The following is a 19,747-nucleotide window of genomic DNA, read 5'->3' as shown; positions in this document are numbered from 1 at the left end:
AGCGGTACCACCGCAGAAAATGTATCAATTGGGATGTACTGAGCCTTCAGAGCTGCTTCAAAAACTCCAAGAGATCTGCCAGCTTCTGGGGATCGGGAACCAACTCCTCCGGCATCCCCGAAATCGTCATTGGCAGTACACTCTCAATTTCCGATCGGCGAATGACTGTATCTGATTGGTCATCCAAAAGCCGCACCGCCGAGGCGGTTTCCGAAGCGATAGTACCCCGCAAAGTATCTCCCTGCACCGTCACCACCTGCCACAACTCAAAACCGCTAGAGATAGACTTGGATGGATTACGAATGGCATCAATCAGCATATGGTCTGGCCAATGACTAACGGTCGCCAAGTCTGGCCCAAACCCTCGTGTATGACAGGACGCGCAGGTAGTCGCAAATATGGACGCTCCCGATTCGAAATTGCCGACGAGATCGGTTACCACCTTCCCGTGGGCCTCATCGGTCACTTGGAGTAGCGCACGAGCACGGCTGCGGGTTGGCTCCGGGGTATCACGCATCAGTCGCACTCTCTGATTCCAAGATAGCTCTGCAGTAGAAACAACCCCTGATTCCAAAGCTTCAACAAGGATAGCGGCTCGCTCGGCATTATTAAACGTTTCCAAAGCAGTACGCCTCAATTGCGGAGTCAAGCGTGTCCATTCATTCAGGATATGCACCGCAACTTCCACCCCACCCCTCCGGCGCAGCCCCCTTAACACCTCAAGTTGTACATCCAGCGGTGCTTCACCGGTGAACAGAGTAATCAGTAACTCCGGACCAGTAGGAGCAACTGATAGAATGCGTACTGCCCTGAGACGTTGAGGTAGAGATACTTGCGGATCTTGAGCCAAGCGGTACGCCTCATCCACAACATCCGCAGTCAAGTTGGTTACCGGCAAGAGTGCCAGTATCGCACGCGCAACTTCCTCGTTTCTAGTTGACCACATCCATGCTACCAGGTCGTTTGCCTGCGAAGAAGATGCTTTCGAGCCGGCTGAAGCGATACCACGAAGCACCGGAGCATGCCACCACAAATCATCGCCCGAGGCAAGCACTCTCGCGAAGAGTGTAGTTGCACGCTGTTCTCGAGCGATTACCCCAGCTAATTTCTCCACAAGCGCAGAATTATCCGAATGGCTCAGGGCAATCCTGAGAAGACGATCCGAGGGCACCGAAAGCAGGGCAGCTATCTGCACCCATTCATCATCAATATCTCGACGTAGAATCTGCTCCTGTGCACGTAAGATCTCTTCGGAGTCTGTATCGATCAGTCCAAGAGTCGTCAAGACCTGATAGCGTACCTTTGCGTTGGTGTCGTTGACAAGTTGTAGGAGATCAGGGGCCAGGGCCTCCCAACCATTTTTGTCCATTTCTGCTAGACGGACCGCATTTTCTCGAACACCGGGATGAGGATCCTCTAATCCGATGCGAATGTCCTCCGTACGAAGGGCACCCAGTCCATGCAAAGACCACAGGATATGGAGTCGCCCTTCCGGTTGCGTTTCCTGGGAAAGCTGTTCCCTCAAAAGCGGTATGGCGGCTGTATCACGCTCGGACACAAGCAATCGTTGCGCTGCCATTCTCCACCATCCGTTCGCGTCAGACAGACGATGGACGCGTTCCGAAGTATCCATTGACTCCAGGGTATTTACCCAAAACGGCCGCGGAGTTCCCTCTGGAACGATACGATAAATTCTACCTCGCGAAGTGCCTTGTGTCAGAATCCCTGCTTCGACGACGTCATCATCCATCCACTCTGGATGCTCCACGATTTGCCGATAATAATCTACGATATATAGCGCTCCGTCCGGTCCCACGGTGAAATTCACAGGTCTAAACCAACTATCGGTTGAAGCCAGAAATTCTTCCCCCTCTCTGATCCGGGAGGCAACAAAATTGCTGCCCTCTACCGTAACCTTGTTCACATGGACAAGGTTGTGTACTGGCTCAGCCGTAAAGGTAATATTGTCGTTATATGGAGCAGGAAACAAGCCCCCATGATACCATGTGATGCCACATGCAGATGTCATCACTCCCCGATCCGTAAGCAGTTGGTGCTCTGGATCTACAGTAATCGGGAACACCTGGGAGGCTCTGGCACCGCGCAATGAAGTTTGAGTCGCATCGCCAACTGCAACGGACAGGTTACGCTCCAGATAAGGTGCTGCCAATGCCTCGTAATAATGATGATGGCTGTTACTATTTAGGAAATGACGCCCCCATGCGTCAAACGTGTGGCCGAACTGTGAATCCCCACTCCGCATCTGAAGTTCGAATGTGTCCGGTCGAAACCGAATATTGCGATCAAATCCATTCGGAGGTAACCGAGGAGCTTCCGGCTGAGCGGGAAAGAAGATCTCCCCGCCAGTATCACCGAACGGGTCTGCATATTTTTCTGTCCAGGAAATCGTGCCGTTATTGGCAATGTAGATCCAGTTGTCAAGACCATAAAGGGGGGTATTTGCATTGTGCTGAGGATTACTCAAGGCAAACCCCGTGAGCATGACTTCACGAACATCTGCAACTCCATCCGCATCAGTATCTTCGAGGTAAAGAACATCTGGTGGGTCCGTTACGACCACCCCTTGTTTCCAGCGCATCACCCCGTTGGGGAGCGTCAATCCCTCGGCAAAAAGAGTGGCAGTATCCGGATACCCGTCACCGTCCGTATCACTAAGGAGCTTCACTCGCCCAGAACCACCCGTGTCTAACGGATAACCGGGCATCTCTACCACATACACCCGTCCCCGCTCATCAATCGTCATCGCCACGGGATCCTGTACAAGTGGCTCTGCAGCAAACAACTCGACGGCGAATCCCTCTTCAACCTCGATGGTGCCAAGTGCTTCACCGGGAGCATAAGGAGGTCCGGTTGTCGTCGTGCAACTCCAAAGCAGCACGGATAATAGCAAGAGATAGTACTTATGCATACTATTTGTGTAACGCAGCAATGCCCTCCGGCAGCATGTATAGTTGTTGGATTTCCGCAGTCGAGAGATCTCGATTGAAGAAGGCCAAGTCGTCTATCTGACCCTTGAACTGTAGTCCGATCTGCGTGAGGACATCCTCAGAGTTCCAGGTAAGGATTTGGTCCCGCCCTTCCAACACACCAGAGAGTTCTCCATTGAGATAGCCGAAGAGTACCGCATGGTTTTGATCGGTGTTGAATTTCTGTAATACCAGGACCACATGCGTCCATGAATCGTGCGAAAATGGTGGATCAGATACAATGATCATTGGCATGACTCCCGGTGCCATTTCCTCCCACGGCTGGTTATCGGGGTTCCATATCGTGCGGTCCGCAAATGCTGCAAATCGAAATTGCCGTGGACGGTTACGAGTAAAGTCTACGAATATGGAGGCGTCATCCCAAGCTCGTGACGTGATCTGTATCGGATCGCACCACTGCCCCTCAAACAAGTCCTGATTGGGATCCAGTTTCAGCCAGAATGAGATGGTCACATTCCATCCCTCTTGGTGGTAAGGCAAATTATCTTGTGCCCTAAAAAAGTAAAGTGCTTCCGCGTACCGGGAAAAGTTTAAGGCTCCGCCATGGCGGCCGCCATGAGATAGAATCGACACGTCACCTTCAGGTAAGGAAGCTGGCTTGGCATTATTGCGCTCCCCCCACCCCTGAGCCCGGTAAAGAACCGGATCTCCCGCTGCAATGTCTGCGGTCGATGCCGAATCAAAAGAAGCGTGGAAAGTAAGTGCCTCCTGCAGAGGAGATAACTGGATCAGAAGAAGTAAAGCAATCATTTGAATGTAGTCGGGGCAATATAAAGGGCCTGGCTGTACCGCATATTGCTTTGAAATCTACAGGTACAGAACGTGTCTCCTATCATCAAGCTGACAATTCGCCGCCTCTTCACGTAATCAGAGATTCAAACGTTTCAGTTGATCAACCGTATAACTGGCGGCTCTTGCCGTCAAAGCCATGTATGTAATTGATGGATTCTGACACGCCGAGGAAGTCATGCATGCGCCATCAGTCACAAATACATTGGGGACTGAGTGACACTGATTATGTGCATTTAATACACTGGTTGCCGGGTCCCGTCCCATACGAGCAGTTCCCATTTCATGTATCCCCAACCCCGGTTCCGCACCAAGGCCATCCTCTGTATGGTGATCATAGATCTCTATGTTTTTAGCGCCCGCGGCATCCAGCATTTCTGCAGCTGATTCTTTCATGTCCTCGCGCATGGCAAATTCATTCTCACCCCACTTACAGTGGATTCGTAAAACTGGCATCCCCCATGCGTCCGTGACGGATTCATCGAGTGTCACATAGTTGTCAAAACTTGGTAATGCTTCACCAAATGCCTCCAGCACCATTTCCCAGGGCCCGGGCCTCCTGAGTGTTTGTTTGAGCTCGGGTCCAAAGCCGTGAACCAGGCGACCCCAGGAGGGTCTCGTCGCCTCTCCCTGATAGCCAAAGCCCCGAAGGTAGTCGCTGCGCCGGGTTTCTTTGGAAAGATTCCGAAACCGCGGAACATAGATCCCGTTCGGACGACTCCCTTGAAAATATCGGTCTTCGCCGCCTGGCAGTTGACCGGTGGCACCAATCTGAAAATGATGATCCATCAAATAATGTCCCAGAGCCCCACTATCGTTCGCAAGACCATTGGGGAAGCGGGACGATGTCGAATTTAACATGATCTGTGTCGTCCCTAATGCAGAGGCACATAAGAAGATAGTTCGAGCATACGCCTCTCGCATGACTCCCGTACTACGATCTATGTAGCGAACCCCCGTGGCTTTCCTTTGTGTTTCATCATAAATCACGCTGTGCACGATACTCTCCGGTTGTAGCGTCAGTCTGCCCGTTGCAAAAGCAGCAGGCAGTGTTGCACTCTGGCTACTAAAATAGGCCCCTGCTGAGCATCCTCGGTAACATGGTCCACAATAATGGCATGCAGCCCGACCATTATGAGGCTGGGTAAGAATTGCCGCTCGTCCAATTGTCAGTAATCGGTCGTCAAAGTGGGACTCCATAGCCTCCCGGACACGCTGTTCTGCCCAGTTCAAGGGCATGGGAGGCAAGAAAACGCCGTCGGGACACTGCGGAAGGCCTTCCGGTTGGCCTGTGATCCCGGCAAATCGCTCCACATGGTCATACCACGGTGCGATTTCTTCGTATCGGATCGGCCAATCAATGCCCATGCCATCCTGTACATTCGCCTCAAAATCCACAGGCCCCCAGCGATAGCATTGACGAGCCCATAAAAGTGAACGCCCACCAACTACATCCGCTCTGATCCAAGTGAATGGATCCCCTTCTACATAAGGGTTTTCTCTGTCATTGATAAAAAAATGTTCCGTGTGCTCCGCAAAAGCATAGGTCCGTGATTGAATCGCGTACTGCTGCTGATGCATGCGTGAACCCTTACTATTGCGGGCAGGAAATTCCCAGTTTTCCAGATGTTCAGTGACGTATCCTGCACCATGCACTAGGTTGTAACCTCGCTCCAAAAGCAAAACATTCAGCCCTGCCTCCGTGAGCTCTTTTGCTGCAAAACCTCCGCTGATACCAGATCCCACTACGATGACATCCGTAATTTCCTGTGACCGGGATACATAAGCAGCTTTTTTATTCATAATCGCCTCGAGCATTGATGTTGACTTATAGAAGTAGAGCAATGGATACTGGCAGTAGTCGGAGACTTTTGATTACTGCCATCCTCAGAACCAATCAAATAATACGATCGCATCGCTGCGCTGCGTCTGTGAGCAACTGTGCTGCATCGCTCAAAAATATTTCATACAGGCAAAACATTCTTCCAGTGTGCGTAACTCCGATTCTTTCTCCCAACCTATGCTTCAAAATACATAGATCCCGTTTGTTCAACGATATTCATCTCCAGATAATGTCTTCTCCATCCCTACCTGTTCCAGATTTAAGTTCAGATTCCCACCTAGTCAGGTAATTTGTTCTACCGGCCCGGCGTAAAATTGAAACCCTCGTGGCGCCAACACCCCTCAAATCCACAGGGTTCCAGCGATGTATTTCCGGCATCTTTTCGTGTTTCGACCAATTTATTTTACCCCAGCACAGTACCCTTATCATGCATGGCAACGTGGAAGATACGGATCCTTGTAGGTAATGCCATCCCCTTAATAACTCTCGACATAGGGCTGAATCTCGTTGAAACCCTGCATAAAATTTGATAGAACCTGTCGCCTAGGCCTATGTGTGCCAACTAGTCTTTACCCTGAAAAAACATCCATCGGCTGACTCTATAACGCCACCTTCCCATCCAGGTATTATCTTACGGGTTCTCAGGATTGTGAGGCTGATGACCTATATCATTCGATAAGCTGACAATCCATCTTTTTGGCCTTAATTACAGAACCTGATTAAGCACTTCATTTCCATGCAGCAATTCACAATAGAGGCTCTTGCAAAACCCCTTCGTTTAGATACGGATATCACCCATGGACTACCCAGGGCAATATTTTACAGGTTGGAGGAGGGTTTTGCAAGAGGCTCAATACTATCTCTGGCTCTCTTGGTCACCGTTTCCCCCGTGCTGGGACAAGTCCCTTCTCTGGAAGCATGGGATATCCATGACCTTGATCGCCCCCAGCCACAAATTGTAACCCCTGGAGAGTTGACTTCATCCCCTGCTCCTTCGGATGCAATTGTACTGTTTGATGGCACAAATTTCGACGAATGGACTCATGCGAATGGAGACCCGGTCGTTTGGTATTTACGAGATGGCTATATGGAGGTCAAACCTGGAACGGGTATTATCAAAACCATACGTTCATTTGGGGATGTTCAGCTTCATATCGAATGGGCTACCCCAAACAGCGGAGAAGGGCAAGACAGTGGTAACAGTGGCGTCTATCTCATGAGCACTTATGAAGTTCAAGTACTGAACTCGTTCAACAACAAGACCTATCCCGACGGACAGGCCGCCTCATTGTACGGGCAATATCCTCCACTGGTGAATGCAAGTCGACCCCCACTGGAATGGCAGTCCTATGACATTGTCTTCAGGAGACCCCACTTTGAGGAAGATGGTAGTTTAAAGGAGCCAGCGAGAGTAACTGTTTTCCACAACGATGTACTTGTTCAGGACAATGTTATACTGACTGGCCCGTCAGGACACAAATCCCGTCCTCCCTACAAAGCCCATGAAGATGCGTTGCCCCTGTTTCTTCAGGATCACAACGAACCGACGCGCTTTCGCAATATCTGGATTCGCGAACTGGAATCGGACATCTAATCCTGCTTCATGACACTCATTGCAGGGATTGATATCGGAGGGACGCGAACCCGGTGTGCACTCGCTCACAAGGGTAGTCCTCAAGAAATCTACTACCGGGCCTCGGCTGCAACTCCACAGCAGGGACCCGAAGCCGTACTTGACGTAGCGGTTGGCTTAATTCGTGATGGGCTTGAGAGTGGCGACCAACTGAGTGCGGTTGGCTGCGTTGCACCGGGAATGACTGACCCGGAAGCTGGGATCGTGCTCGAGGCCGCCAATCTGAATGACTGGGTAAACGTTCCCCTACGCTTCGCCCTTGAGTCGAAAATTGAAACCCCTACGGTCATAGAGAATGACGTAAATGCAGCAGCAGTTGCAGAAGCCGGGCTGAGCACTTCCCCGGTAGGATCGCCGATGGTCTATATGACCGTGAGTACCGGGATTGCCACTGGAATCCTCATAGATGGAAAGGTATTACGTGGCGCAAATCACTCCGCCGGGGAAATCGGCAAGATGATTCCCTCGCCGGAACACCTTGGACAATCTTGGCAGCCTGGTGGGTGTCTAGAGCGTCTTGCCGGCGGGGCTGGACTGGCTGCCCAATGGGCACGCATCCAAAGCGGTCCCTCAGACTCAACGCGTACTATTGAAGTCTATCAGGCGGCGGACGCAGGAAATGCCGAAGCGAAAGAACTGGTCACTACAGCAACAAACTACATCGCACAGTCCGCTGTAGGATTAGCCAGTGTTATAGATCCTGCGATCATTATTTTGAGCGGAAGCATTGGGCTTGCCCGCCCGGAGATCATCAAACAAATGCGTCAAGAATTGGCGAATGCCATTCCTTATCCCCCGCGTGTACGTTTATCCGATTTGGGAGGTGATGCCCCTTTATTGGGCTCGCTGGTGTTGGCCGATTTCTTGGTAGATGACTCCGCTAGCTTCGCTGGCTTCTCTTTGGGTTTATAATCTGGACTCAACCTGCCATCATAGCTGCCATCTAGTGCCATATAGAGCGCACTCAAAATCTGGTCACCATCTAGGCCCGTAATCTTCGCGTACGATCTGACCAAGGAATAAAGGTAGACTTTATTGAATCTATTATTTCGATGGAGGCAGTTGATCTCGAACTCTTCCAGCACAGTCTTGATGACTTTGGTTTCTGTACAAATCGCGTCTAATGAGACACCTTTCTGCTTCCTTAGAGTGCGTAGATCCTCCGCATACTTGCGCTTCGCCTGCTCAAGCTTACTGTTTGACATTTACTAAAGCTTATACCATATTATAGAGTAAACCGCCTGGTCACACAAAAAAGGAGATGTGCGATCCGCTAAAACCATCCATGCTCATAGAGAAAAATACATCACCGACTAGAAACTGTAGTCAGACTTTGAATACTACGGACTGAGCACTGAATACGTGATGTCTCAGCTTGGTAGTGTCCTACAGAAAATAGATGGAAGAATTTTCGAACGACTTCTGTTTAACGTGTCTCCCTAGTAGACATCAACGAAACCGCACCGAGTGTCGGTTCGGGGTGATGTCACTGTAAGCATACAGTCAGAAAAACTACACTATCTATCCGTCGGGACGGCGAGATTTGAACTCACGACCCCTTCAACCCCATTGAAGTGCGCTACCTGGCTGCGCTACGTCCCGGATCTGGTGGTTACGCCAATTGACGACTGATGTTCTCCAGAAATAAGCGTAATCTCAGTAATTCGTCCCGTTCTGCTTTCTGATCAGCAGGCCTCTCACGTCCATCTTTCAGAGCCTGCCGTGCACCCTCAAGCGTGTATTTCTTTACACGAAGCAAGTCATAGATTTGACGCACCAGTTTTAGATCATCTTTTGTATAAATTCGTCGGCCGGAGCTGTTTTTTCGTGGTCTGAGTTGATGAAATTCACTTTCCCAATAGCGGAGCACATACGCCTCCACGCCGATTTTTTTGCTCACCTCCCCAATCGAGTAATAAAGTTTAGGAGTTTTTTTCATCGGATCATTGAATTCCCTGAATTTACAAAACGAAACGGTAATACCAAGCGGAAGTCAGTATCCATGTGGTGTGTGCTAGCTTGCGATCACCCCCATTTTGTCTTTCACACCCAAAGATGCATCACCGAAAGCAAGGAAAATACGCACAGATCTGCCTGATCACCTTACTAACTGGATTCAACGGCCTATCAAAAATTCCTTGTCTCCAGATCCAATCGATGGATCTACTCTCCCGTAAATGCAAGCACCCAAAATGACTCACGAAGAATTTCACAGCTCGACCAAAAACTCTCAATTACCAATCAAGAGCATCCAAAATCATGCATCTGTATCCTGAGATAATTCAACGAACAATTCATTGGCAGTCCGCTCAATCCAAGTGCTCACTTTTGGATGTGGCAACAATCCAATACCATTGGATTCATAGGTTAGTCCCTCCAGAACTTTGGCGTACGGTCCAAACCCAAACAATCTGAAAGGAAGCACAATCACACGACCATCACCTTCTGTATGCTCCTCTACGAATCCACGAATGTCTGCCTCAGATTTGGACCGTTTCTCTTTCCAATCCTCCCTCAAACTGTGAACCGCAACGCTACGGAAGAGACCGATTTCCCGAACAGTATCCGACAACCGATCCAGCTTCAGAAGCCACTCGTCATTCACTACATCATCTCCCGCCCCGTGTGCAATAATTAGGACAGATTCATTGCCGGAGCTATCGCTGAGTGCACGAGCATTCATAGCCAGAACCTCTCCCATCTCGGAAGCATCCAGCAAAGCCGTTTGACTGATAGCAATTTTACCCTGAAATTCCACCGGAGTTGGTGGCTCATGGTGATGCTGAGGTCCATGATGAGATATAAAGAAAGGGGGCGGATCTTCTCTTAATCCCAGAAGGTACTCCGTCTGATGAAGAAATGAATGCGCGGACATAAACAACCGTACAACGGCGATGCAATCAATCTTCTGCTCTTCCAATTCAGCGACTGCCGCTTTCATGGTTTCAGGATTCGCCATCCCAAAAGCTATGGAAGTGGGGATCTTTTCACGGACTGGGGCAACTGCATCCTCAACTGCTGCATTCCACTTCTCCGCTCCACCATGCGCCATCACCAGCAGGCCGCAAGAATTGGAGCTTTGTGCACTGCTCGTGGTGACACTCAATAACAACAAAGTAGCAAGAAGTGCAATTCTCATTTTAAGTTTGATCATGTTTTGTCGTAGTGAATAAGGTTCCGGCAGAACTCCCCGGACCGCCGCTTCAACAACTTCATTATTATTTAGATTCAGTCTAAATCTAAATTATTTAAGACTGCACCATGAATCAACCTTGAAACATGATTTTGGTAGGAATATCGGATCCGACGACACACAGATCTACCCTCGGGCAGAGTCTGGACGTGGGCCGGTTAAAATACAGAGGGGAAGCGGTCGATTAGCTCAGAGAGCTCAGGGAATTTTTGGGTTACCAGATCCCATGTCTGTGGGAAGAATTGATACACGACTTCGTAGAGTGCAGACGAACTGCGAAGCTCACTCGGCGGGAGATTCACCGTGGCCAAAGCATAGAGTAGCAAGCTTAATGCCAAGCCCGAGGTGATCAGTCCTACGACTCCCCCAAAAATCCGATTCAAGCCACCGATCACCACAGTTTTTTTGACCACTTTGTCGAGGAAACGGGTAACGATCATCGCACACACGTAAACGCCCAGGAACACCGCCCCAAAGCCAAAAAGAGAAGAATACGTTACGGAAACTCCTAGCTGATTTTCAAACCAGTCCCCCACACCTTCCATGTAGAGGAAACCGATCAAAAATGATGCAACAAAACTGACCAAACCAAAAAGTTGGAGTATGAGTCCACGTCGAAACCCTATCAGGGAGCCGACCCCTAGAACTACGATAATCAATATGTCAAGCCAATTCATCTTACCGTATCACAATAGCAGACTCTACGGAATACTTCCATGAAAGTTGAAGAAACACGCTTTTCACTTGAGCGCGAAGCGAACCGCCAGAGTGACAAGCCCAGCTTGCATGACCCCTAGTGCAACTCCCGAATAATCATCCAGCCTAGCTACACGTGGACGTAGAGATGCATCCCCCGTCATGAGGTATTCGTCATTGATCCGATCTGCGCGGAATTTGTAGTGTACAGCCACGACACCTGCTGCCATCGCTACCGCTGCTGTACCCCAATCAATCCAGCTTCTTCGCTGCTTCATCGCAGGGCTCAGCCCTGACCGCTCATTTACCTGAGCGAGCGCCTTCAATGAAACCTCGTAGCGATTCCATAGATCTGTTTTTGGTTTCACTATGCTGGGAATATATCCTTCCAGTTCAATACGAAACATACCGTCAACAGTCCCCGAAGAAGTGAATACGACGGGAGTTAACCCAAGAAGCCTTTGCTTCACACCCTCCTGCAACCAGGCTTCCGCTCCGAAGGGATAAGACTCAATCCGATGATAATTTGGAAAATTCAGTGTGACCTGTACGCTATCTTCCGACTCAGCCCTTAGAGGTACTTGAATCGGCGGCATACTCCAAGCCGCAGCGCGGAGCGTCGAAAGACGGATGGTCTTGGTCGTGGAATCAACCCAATATGGGCCTCCACCGGCGGGTCCCAAGTACAATGAGTCTGCATAAGCTGCTGCATCCATATCATTACTTAGAATATGGACCAGGATCTGGGATTGTGCCATGCTGATAGATGGAATAAAGGTGAAAAGAACTCCACACCATATCCCTATAAATCGACGATTACAGGTGAACATCTGTATTCAAAGGCGTAAGTCGGACCACATAACGCGGCTCCGTTAAAATAATCAATCCACCTTCAGCCAGGGCCATTGCGCTCTTCACTCGGCCCCGAAGCTCGATTTGCTGTAGCAAGTCACCATTATGGCGATCAAAAGCATAGAACCAGTTCCCCATACTTCCCGTGTAGATTACTTCGGAAGTTATCAGAGGCCGTGCCGCCAATGCATCCGAGCACTGTGCACTCCATTTTATTTCCCCGGTATCAAGATCAAACACCCGCAAAACTCCATCGGATGCACCTGCCACCACAAGCTCATGATCTGCAGTCGGTGAAGAAATCTGAACAGTCTCATCCGCCAATGTTGTGTTCCAATGAATTTCTCCTTTCTGTACATCCATGGCAAATAGGCTCCCCCGTGTCGTTGATACCAATAGTATTTCGCCATATATCTCTGGGGCGACATAGATTGGTGAACCTACATCTACCGACCACAGCTGACTTCCATCATTGAGCGAAAGCGCCAAAACGGTTCCATTATCAATGACAACAATAACCAACTGATGATGGACCAAGGGAGAAGCATGTACGCGTGCACGCCCCTCTATCTGATGGGTCCAGACCACTGCCCCATCGTCTATCTCAAAACGCCGCACCTCTCCAGCGGTATTCACATAAATCCCCCCTGACTCCAAGGCGGTGACCCCAACCTGAATAGGATCCCCGCGAAGACGCCAGCGCATATCCGCACGGTCCAGATCATATGCAGCTAACGCCGTACGTCCCCCTGCCAGTGGCACAATCAATGTATTTCCGATCACTGCAGGAGACCCATTGATTGCGTCTCCGAATCGTTTATTTCCGCCTCGCTTACCTGTGACTACATCAATGAAATGAACTATTCCCTGTCTAGTCGCAACCATGACAGAATTGTCGAAAATCTGTGGAGCATCTGGTCCGAATCCCGCCCGGGCGTTGTACGTCCATGCGATTCCCAAGGGTAGGTGCGGCTCAGCTTGAGTCGCTGATGGTGCATCTACACTCACCGCCAGCCCACCGCAGCCAATGCAGAGTAGCAGAAAAAGTGATAAGCAATTCCTAAAAATCGAACCCGAAAAAGAATTGACGGAAAAGATTTGATTCCCGCGACTTGAATGCATCACGAAAACGATAACCTAGATCATACCGGAGCACAAACCCACCAAATAGATTAAGTCGGAACCCGAAGCCCGTGGAACCAAGGGTTTCTCCGGCATAAATCTGGCGAACTCGCTCGTTGTACCGATCATTCCAAGTGTGCGCGGCATCAAAAAATAATGCACCCCTAAGGTTAACAATCCCCAAAATTGCTAAAGGAGGAACGTATGCCGAAGGGTTCTCAACCAGAGGGAAGCGAAGCTCGTGAGATGTAAACCAGGCCTTCTTGCCGCGTACATCAAAGAGTGGGTATCCCCGCAAGTCCCAACTTCCGCCCATGAACCACAAACGGGCCTCACGCCCATGGTTCATACGGCCCAAAGCGCGAGACGCAAAGGTCACGTTCCGTGCTATCCTCAAATAATGCCGAATGTCTGCCTCCAACGTTATGTAATTTACGTTAGAATACAGCAAATCAGTCGTATATGCCGCAGATATCCTCCCCCTCCATCCATCCTGGGGGCCATTATAACCAAACAATGCATTATCATGAACTAGGCTGATTTGGTTCGTCAACAACAGTGCCTGACGATCAATCCTTCGTTGAGGTACTTCCTTGTGATCCCAACTCAGAGATGTCGCCACATCAATCCGTCGAAACATCGAGAGTGGATAACTCACTGCTCCAAATCCACCCCATACCTCCTCCCAGAAACGCGGAAACTCTGTAGGTGCATCCGGGTCGGTCAGATCATACCTCAATCCCCCATACCGATAAACCCCGTACCCAACGTTCGCCCTGCGATTGAGATGCAACCTGGAAATATTCACATTTAGGCTTCTGAGAAAATCTCCCGTGTATTCGCTCGTGTTGAATATGGTAAGAAAGAAACGATCATTGCCCAAAAGATCTGAGAAGGCAAGGACGGCGGCACCACCTGTACCCCAGACTGCACTGCTGGATATCTGTCCTTGCGCAATATCCAATCCATACCGCCGCCGATACCGCAAACGATCAGTTTCAGAAGTCGCCTCAATCCGTGGAAACGTCCAGGGTTCCTGGGGCTCTATGACCTGGGGCTCTGGATGCAACGACACAGGTCTCTGCAATAATGTATCCAAACCACCCAAAGCCCGCACAGTAAATCGATAGTTCTCAAATGCAGAAAAGATGACCTGATGATCCTCTGTCCAAACCGGATCATAGATCGCGGTGGTTAACTCTGTCAAGCGCTTTTTCCATCGTAATCCGGGGCTTGGTGGTCTAATTTCATGGATTTTCGTATCCGCTAGTGCGACAACAGGCGGGGTCGGCTTGGTATCAATTACATAAAGATCCTGGCCGCCATAACGTCCCATTGAATCTTTTTTCGTACTCGTATAAATAATCTGAGAACCATCCGGGCTCCAACTGGGAGAAAAATCATGCTGCGAACCATAGGTGACATAATCAATCGTCCCCGTCTCCAGTTCATACGTGAACAGGTTGTAGGAATTTTCGAAGCCCTTTGAAGTCCGATCAGAGGAAAAAACCAGATAATGGCTATCCGGGCTCCAGGCTGGATCACGCTCATCATAACTATCATTCGTTAACCGCCTTAGCCGATCCCCCTCGATATCATAAACGTACAGATCTATGAAACCGCTTTGATCAATCGCCACAAAGGCAATATGCATCCCATCTGGGCTCCAGGACGGTGAATACAGCGCAAGCATTCCATCAAAACCGTAGATGGGTCCGATTGAGCCGGATTCTAGGTCATAGATATGGATCACATCTGCCTCCCCACTTTTGGTAACAAAAGCCAATCGCCCATCTTCCGACACACTCATCCGGCTATCCAGAAGATGAAACGATTCAAACTGACTGTTGCGCTCACCACGAATTAAAACCCCCGGTTGATCAATTGGAGCATACGTCGAATCGACCTGAACATAATATACATTACTGTAACCGCCGTGGTTACCCGTGAACAAAACCTGCCGCTGCCCACTCTTCGTCTGATAGAAAGCTGGCTTTGAGTTAAACCCTTCCGTAGAAAGTCCTTCCGTTAACAGGGTAGGACTCTGAGCAGCATCCAATTTGGGATAATAAGTTTTGCGCAGCCACTGCTGCCACTGAATACTGATCTCTTGTAAATCCTCCTGCAAAGTATACTCTATTACCTTCCGGAAATCCCGGTCAATCCAGGCGTTCTCAATAAGAGCCAGGAGCTTGTCCTCACCATAGTTCTCCGAAATAAAACGACATAAAGCTTCCCCCTCCTTGTACATCACATAGGAGCCACTAATTCTGTACATATTTTCCAAGGGGACCAAATAGTTCGCAAAGATTGCATCCCGCATGATCATCTCATGTTGGTAGTCTTGTGGACCCGACCAATACTCCGCCAACCCTTCGGTAAACCACAGTGGAGGCAACCGATCCATTGGAATACGATAATCCCGATACACACGTGCGATCTTATGCATTGTGAACACATGCACCATTTCGTGGCGAACCACTCGCCGAAATCGATGCAGATTCCCATTCGCAGGGATCACCACGCGTCCCTTTAGAAACTCATAAAAGCCCCCTACACCATCAGGGATAAACCCATCTGTGATGTTTGTTTGCTTGAAATGCAACTGGGAGGAATAAAATACAATGGGGACGCGGCGCGTCACGGAAAAGTTGAATCGATTTTGGAGCTCTGCGTACGCCTCTTCCGCAAAGGCCGCACCATGTTCAGCGAGCTCCTGCATTTCGGGATAGAAATACACATCGAAATGCTCTGTCTGGAGCACATTCCAGTCAAAATCTTCGTACTGGATCTTGTTGCGCCCGAAATGAGAATTGTACTGGGCGAACACTGGGAGCACAGTAACCCCCAGAGTAACATACAAGCTCCATACAGCAACCGTGTAGCGCATGAATTAATGGCGGTTCCTGTACGCAACGCCATTATTCACACACCGTTCCGTCATCAGCCTCGCGCCAAGGCCGCCTTCAGCTCGGAGATCAATCCTACTGGAGATGGATCCGTCTCATTCAATATCGCAAGATACAGGCTCACCCAGTCGCTGACATACATGATAGATAGAAGACGTGCGAGTCTGCTATTGCCTTCGCTTTTTATCTCATTCCAGCTGTGTGCATGCGGAGCCAATAACGATTGTGTCACCTCAAGCCTGCGTTGCGTGCGTTTATGGTCTTCCTTATCGCGTAGCACGATGACAGCGAGTTTCTTTAATTCCGACTGGAATCGTGCCCACCCCATGATCTCGTTATGGTTCATCTCGGGGAGACAATTCCCGACGGCAAAGCTCTTTGCATTCTCATGCATTTGATTGCACCAACGCGTGTTCGCCGCGGCAAACTGCTCACTGCTATAGATTACCGGAAACCGGCCGTGCAAAGTTTTAGCTAACTTCATGGCTGGATTGTCTGGGTTAGGCAGATCCGACATCACCTCTGACTGTTGAGCAGTTATGGATATAGATTCATCCCAATCCTCTGGACGAACTGCTGTAAGTTGAAGCGGCTCCGTAATCGTCAACAGTGCGGACAATGAATGCGGCAGCGCTGCACGCGGCTGAATTCCGGAAGGAAGTTGCACAAGCGGAACGTTGTTTGCGTGAGCACGCTCAGCAAGTTTCCCTCCCGTAGAAATGGTCACTACCCTGGCCCCGCGTGCAATGGCATCCTCGAAGGCGGCCAGACTTTCTTCAGTATTCCCCGAATAACTTGAGGCCACAACAGCGGTATTGGGCCCCACCCATGCAGGTAAGGAATAACTACGTGATACAGCAACCGGGATGGATGCGTGGTCAACTGAAAGTGCCGCTAAAATATCTCCCCCCATCGCACTGCCTCCCATACCGGCAACTACGACTCCTGTGACCCTATCTCCCGGCCAACCATTAAATTTGGCTTTCAGAGCGCGTGCACGCCCCTGTTTCAACTGCTCAGAGAAACTCCGAACAGCCTCGTACATTCCTTCCGAATCAATCTGGTCTAATATCTTTTTTGTCATTATCTAATGATTTCGGTCTGCGCAGTTATCAACTGCAAGAACCTGTAAGTTCAATTCGAGCGCCATTGAACCGTGTATCCGAAAAACGGATCAACACTAATAGATCCGAGAGCCTATCTCTTGAATGAGCGCGTGAAGCTCCGTGGTATTTCCCGATAGCGAACGGATCCGATCCAGAGCCTGATGCGTGTAGCTATGGACATGTTCACGTGCTGCATCCAAAACCCCAAGTGCCTCCATTCGTGCTCGCGCCTTGGGAATTTCCTCCTCGGTTAGACCTGAACCAGGATAGATCCCCGCAAAGAATGCTGCATCTTCCCCTGTTGCCCGCTGACGTGCTTCGGTCAATAGATACGTCCCTTTTCCCTCCATCAAGTCTCCTCCCTGAACCTTTCCCCAGCGCTGATCATCTGCCACCAGATCCAAGAGATCATCATTAATCTGAAAGGCTCTCCCTATAAATTTACCTGCCTCCCTTAATGCCAAACAAGAATCGGAGTCTGCTTTGCCGGCAATTCCCCCCATTTCAAGTGAAGCGGAGAGCAGCCCACCTGTCTTACCATCAACCATATGCAGATAGTCATCGGTCGTGAGATTCTGGCTATTTCCGATGACCATATCTAACGCCTGCCCCTCACATAATTCTCGAATCATCCTCCCAAATGCCCGGGTTAGTTGTGCAGTATCTCCTGAAGTTGCCCGTCCAATACATTCAGCTGCCAAAGCAAGTAATACATCACCGCATAGAATTGCTGTGTCTATATTCCATAGGACGTGAACCGTTTTTCGACCCCTGCGACTATCTGCATGATCCATGATGTCGTCGTGGACGAGAGAGAAATTGTGGATCAGCTCTACAGCTAAAGCGAGTGGCATCGTGTGCCTGATTCCAACCCCAAATACCTCTGCCGAAAGAACTAATAAAACCGGTCGCACACGCTTACCTCCACCTGAAAGCACATAACGCACGGAGTCATAGAGCTCACTTGGCTGATGGTGTTTGACCAAGTCTGAAAGACCTGAGTTAATCTCGGTGCGAAGTCTCTCAAGCTTTACTTCCAGATCAGTGTCCTGCTGCCTTCCCATGTGCTACCATTGATTTCTGGAAACTACGGCATTTGCAGGGTGGAGCGTATCTGGGCGTGTACTTCGGAAAACGAGCCTAAAGCCTGAACAGGCAAAAGAAGGCCTCGAGAGTCATAATACTCAATCAACGGGTGGGTCTCCCGGTAATACACCTTTAGCCGTTTTCGAATCGCATCCGGCTGATCATCTGGGCGAGAGACGATAAATTCAGCCTCCTCCTTGGGTGGTGGCTTATTCGATAAATGGAAATTTTCGCCGGTAAGAGAATGAATTCGCCGCTGCGATAAGCGTGAAACCACATCCTCATCGTCAAGAACTAATTGGATCACAGCGGTCAAGGAGACCTCTTGAGCGTCCAGAAATTCATGTAGCCACTGGGCTTGCTGGATTGTACGCGGGTAGCCGTCAAGAATAAATCCTCGGAAATTTGCAGCCTTGATCGCATCTTCGGCCAATGAGCGTATCATCTCGTCAGGAACCAAACGCCCCGTGACAATATACTTTCTTGCTTCAGTGCCTATCGAAGTCTCCGCTTTTATTTCTGTGCGGAGAATGACTCCCGTAGATATGTGCGAAAGTCCACGCTTCGTCGCCAGCAGCCTTGCCTGTGTGCCTTTGCCTGAACCTGGAGGCCCCAAGAAGACAAGTCGATGATCTGCTTCGACAATATCAGGATTCTTCCTCTTCCCCATCCTTATCTAGCGCCTTTAGGCTCATCTCAACAGCCATAGGGAGGAGTAACCGGAATAATTCGTTGAGTGCGCTGGCTCGCTGTGGGACCACATACGTACGCAGGGCTCCACGGACCGCTTCCTCTGAGGTTTCTCCGTTGTTCAAACGCTCTTTAATAGACTCAACCACAGGAGCCAATACTGCGTCAAGTAGTGCACCATCACCAGAGCCTCCTTCACGCCGACCACCCCCAATCAAGTACCCTAGTACCACACCCGCACCAAGAACCGCACAGGCACTGCCAATGGGATGTTTGACAATGATATCCTTAACGGGAGGCACCATGCCACTCACTTCACGGCGAAGCGCACCCAAGTGCTTTTCAATTTGGTGTGCGCGGTCATCAAGCGCTGCGCGGACGTCACTACTCGTCCGTTTCTTTTTCTGATCCATTTTGTCCATTCGTCTCAGTAATCGTACGATCTATATTTTCAATTTCGGGGTTCATCAACCGGACCGTTAAGCGACTCAGGAGCCAGGCACCCACTCCCATAATCACGCCAACGGACACAAATCCCCACACTATGTGCCCCAACAGAAATCCTACCCCCAATGCCGCAGCAATTAGCAGAAAGATAACAGAAATGGCAAGTAAAAAACCTGCGGCGATCACGGCATAGATCGTTTTTCGGTTTTGTAGAATCGTATCCCAATACTGCCAACCTGCCAGCTGAACCCTGAGATCCAGCCAAGCCTGGAGATTTTTGATCAGCTCCTTGGAATGCAGTGTAATGCGATCGGACTTACTTGTTTTCCACACGTCTCTTGACGATCAATTGCTATGCTGCCAGGCACAACGC

At 49.8% G+C, this 19,747-nt stretch carries 17 protein-coding genes and 1 tRNA gene; 2 read left to right on the top strand and 16 right to left on the bottom strand.

Annotated features, from left to right (window positions below; all coding sequences use genetic code 11):
* Positions 1 to 46: 46 nt before the first annotated feature.
* The 3 genes from F4Y64_04920 to F4Y64_04910 all read right to left on the bottom strand — a co-directional run bounded on the left by F4Y64_04920 (position 47) and on the right by F4Y64_04910 (position 5,600).
* Complete coding sequence (locus F4Y64_04920; GenBank protein ID MXX96941.1) at positions 47 to 2,929, bottom strand: dehydrogenase; 2,883 nt, start codon at positions 2,927 to 2,929, stop codon at positions 47 to 49.
* 1 nt (position 2,930) lies between these two features.
* Positions 2,931 to 3,758, bottom strand: a complete 828-nt coding sequence (locus F4Y64_04915) for a LamG domain-containing protein (GenBank protein MXX96940.1) — start codon at positions 3,756 to 3,758, stop codon at positions 2,931 to 2,933.
* Positions 3,759 to 3,875: 117 nt separating this feature from the next.
* Entirely contained in the window at positions 3,876 to 5,600 is a 1,725-nt protein-coding gene (locus F4Y64_04910) for a GMC family oxidoreductase (GenBank protein MXX96939.1), read from the bottom strand.
* Positions 5,601 to 6,376: 776 nt separating this feature from the next.
* Between F4Y64_04910 and F4Y64_04905 the strand changes: the two genes are divergently transcribed.
* Positions 6,377 to 7,234, top strand: coding sequence for a DUF1080 domain-containing protein (locus F4Y64_04905; GenBank protein ID MXX96938.1), 858 nt, complete (start codon positions 6,377 to 6,379; stop codon positions 7,232 to 7,234).
* A 9-nt stretch (positions 7,235 to 7,243) separates the two neighbouring features.
* Complete coding sequence (locus tag F4Y64_04900; GenBank protein ID MXX96937.1) at positions 7,244 to 8,185, top strand: ROK family protein; 942 nt, start codon at positions 7,244 to 7,246, stop codon at positions 8,183 to 8,185.
* Here the strand turns inward: F4Y64_04900 and F4Y64_04895 are convergent.
* From F4Y64_04895 to F4Y64_04835, 13 genes are all read right to left on the bottom strand, one after another.
* Positions 8,062 to 8,478: a helix-turn-helix domain-containing protein gene (locus F4Y64_04895; GenBank protein ID MXX96936.1), complete on the bottom strand. Its 417-nt coding sequence runs from the start codon at positions 8,476 to 8,478 to the stop codon at positions 8,062 to 8,064. The genes F4Y64_04900 and F4Y64_04895 overlap by 124 nt on opposite strands.
* 323 nt (positions 8,479 to 8,801) lie before the next feature.
* Positions 8,802 to 8,875 (bottom strand) — tRNA-Pro (locus F4Y64_04890).
* Positions 8,876 to 8,885: 10 nt separating this feature from the next.
* Positions 8,886 to 9,212 (bottom strand): MerR family transcriptional regulator, encoded by a 327-nt coding sequence (locus F4Y64_04885; protein MXX96935.1) that lies wholly within the window; start codon positions 9,210 to 9,212, stop codon positions 8,886 to 8,888.
* Positions 9,213 to 9,530: 318 nt separating this feature from the next.
* Positions 9,531 to 10,412 (bottom strand): hypothetical protein, encoded by an 882-nt coding sequence (locus F4Y64_04880; GenBank protein ID MXX96934.1) that lies wholly within the window; start codon positions 10,410 to 10,412, stop codon positions 9,531 to 9,533.
* Positions 10,413 to 10,624: 212 nt separating this feature from the next.
* Positions 10,625 to 11,143, bottom strand: a complete 519-nt coding sequence (locus F4Y64_04875; GenBank protein ID MXX96933.1) for a CvpA family protein — start codon at positions 11,141 to 11,143, stop codon at positions 10,625 to 10,627.
* Between the two features lie 63 nt (positions 11,144 to 11,206).
* Positions 11,207 to 11,920, bottom strand: a complete 714-nt coding sequence (locus tag F4Y64_04870; GenBank protein ID MXX96932.1) for a hypothetical protein — start codon at positions 11,918 to 11,920, stop codon at positions 11,207 to 11,209.
* A 58-nt stretch (positions 11,921 to 11,978) separates the two neighbouring features.
* Positions 11,979 to 13,139, bottom strand: coding sequence for a PQQ-binding-like beta-propeller repeat protein (locus tag F4Y64_04865; protein ID MXX96931.1), 1,161 nt, complete (start codon positions 13,137 to 13,139; stop codon positions 11,979 to 11,981).
* On the bottom strand, positions 13,075 to 16,026 hold the full coding sequence (locus F4Y64_04860) for a BamA/TamA family outer membrane protein (protein MXX96930.1): 2,952 nt from the start codon (positions 16,024 to 16,026) through the stop codon (positions 13,075 to 13,077). Before F4Y64_04860 ends, F4Y64_04865 begins: the two co-directional genes overlap by 65 nt.
* Positions 16,027 to 16,079: 53 nt before the next feature.
* Positions 16,080 to 17,129: a bifunctional phosphoglucose/phosphomannose isomerase gene (locus F4Y64_04855; GenBank protein MXX96929.1), complete on the bottom strand. Its 1,050-nt coding sequence runs from the start codon at positions 17,127 to 17,129 to the stop codon at positions 16,080 to 16,082.
* A 96-nt stretch (positions 17,130 to 17,225) separates the two neighbouring features.
* On the bottom strand, positions 17,226 to 18,215 hold the full coding sequence (locus F4Y64_04850; protein MXX96928.1) for a polyprenyl synthetase family protein: 990 nt from the start codon (positions 18,213 to 18,215) through the stop codon (positions 17,226 to 17,228).
* Between the two features lie 23 nt (positions 18,216 to 18,238).
* The gene (locus tag F4Y64_04845) at positions 18,239 to 18,907 is read right to left on the bottom strand and encodes an adenylate kinase (protein ID MXX96927.1); all 669 of its coding nucleotides are present in this window, start codon (positions 18,905 to 18,907) and stop codon (positions 18,239 to 18,241) included.
* Positions 18,885 to 19,340, bottom strand: a complete 456-nt coding sequence (locus tag F4Y64_04840) for a hypothetical protein (protein MXX96926.1) — start codon at positions 19,338 to 19,340, stop codon at positions 18,885 to 18,887. Before F4Y64_04840 ends, F4Y64_04845 begins: the two co-directional genes overlap by 23 nt.
* On the bottom strand, positions 19,312 to 19,707 hold the full coding sequence (locus F4Y64_04835) for a phage holin family protein (GenBank protein ID MXX96925.1): 396 nt from the start codon (positions 19,705 to 19,707) through the stop codon (positions 19,312 to 19,314). Before F4Y64_04835 ends, F4Y64_04840 begins: the two co-directional genes overlap by 29 nt.
* Positions 19,708 to 19,747: the final 40 nt, after the last annotated feature.

Source organism: Rhodothermaceae bacterium (assembly GCA_009838195.1).
GTDB lineage: Bacteria > Bacteroidota > Rhodothermia > Rhodothermales > Bin80 > Bin80.
Note: the sequence above shows the minus strand (reverse complement) of the source record. Positions and strands in the feature narration are given on the sequence as shown.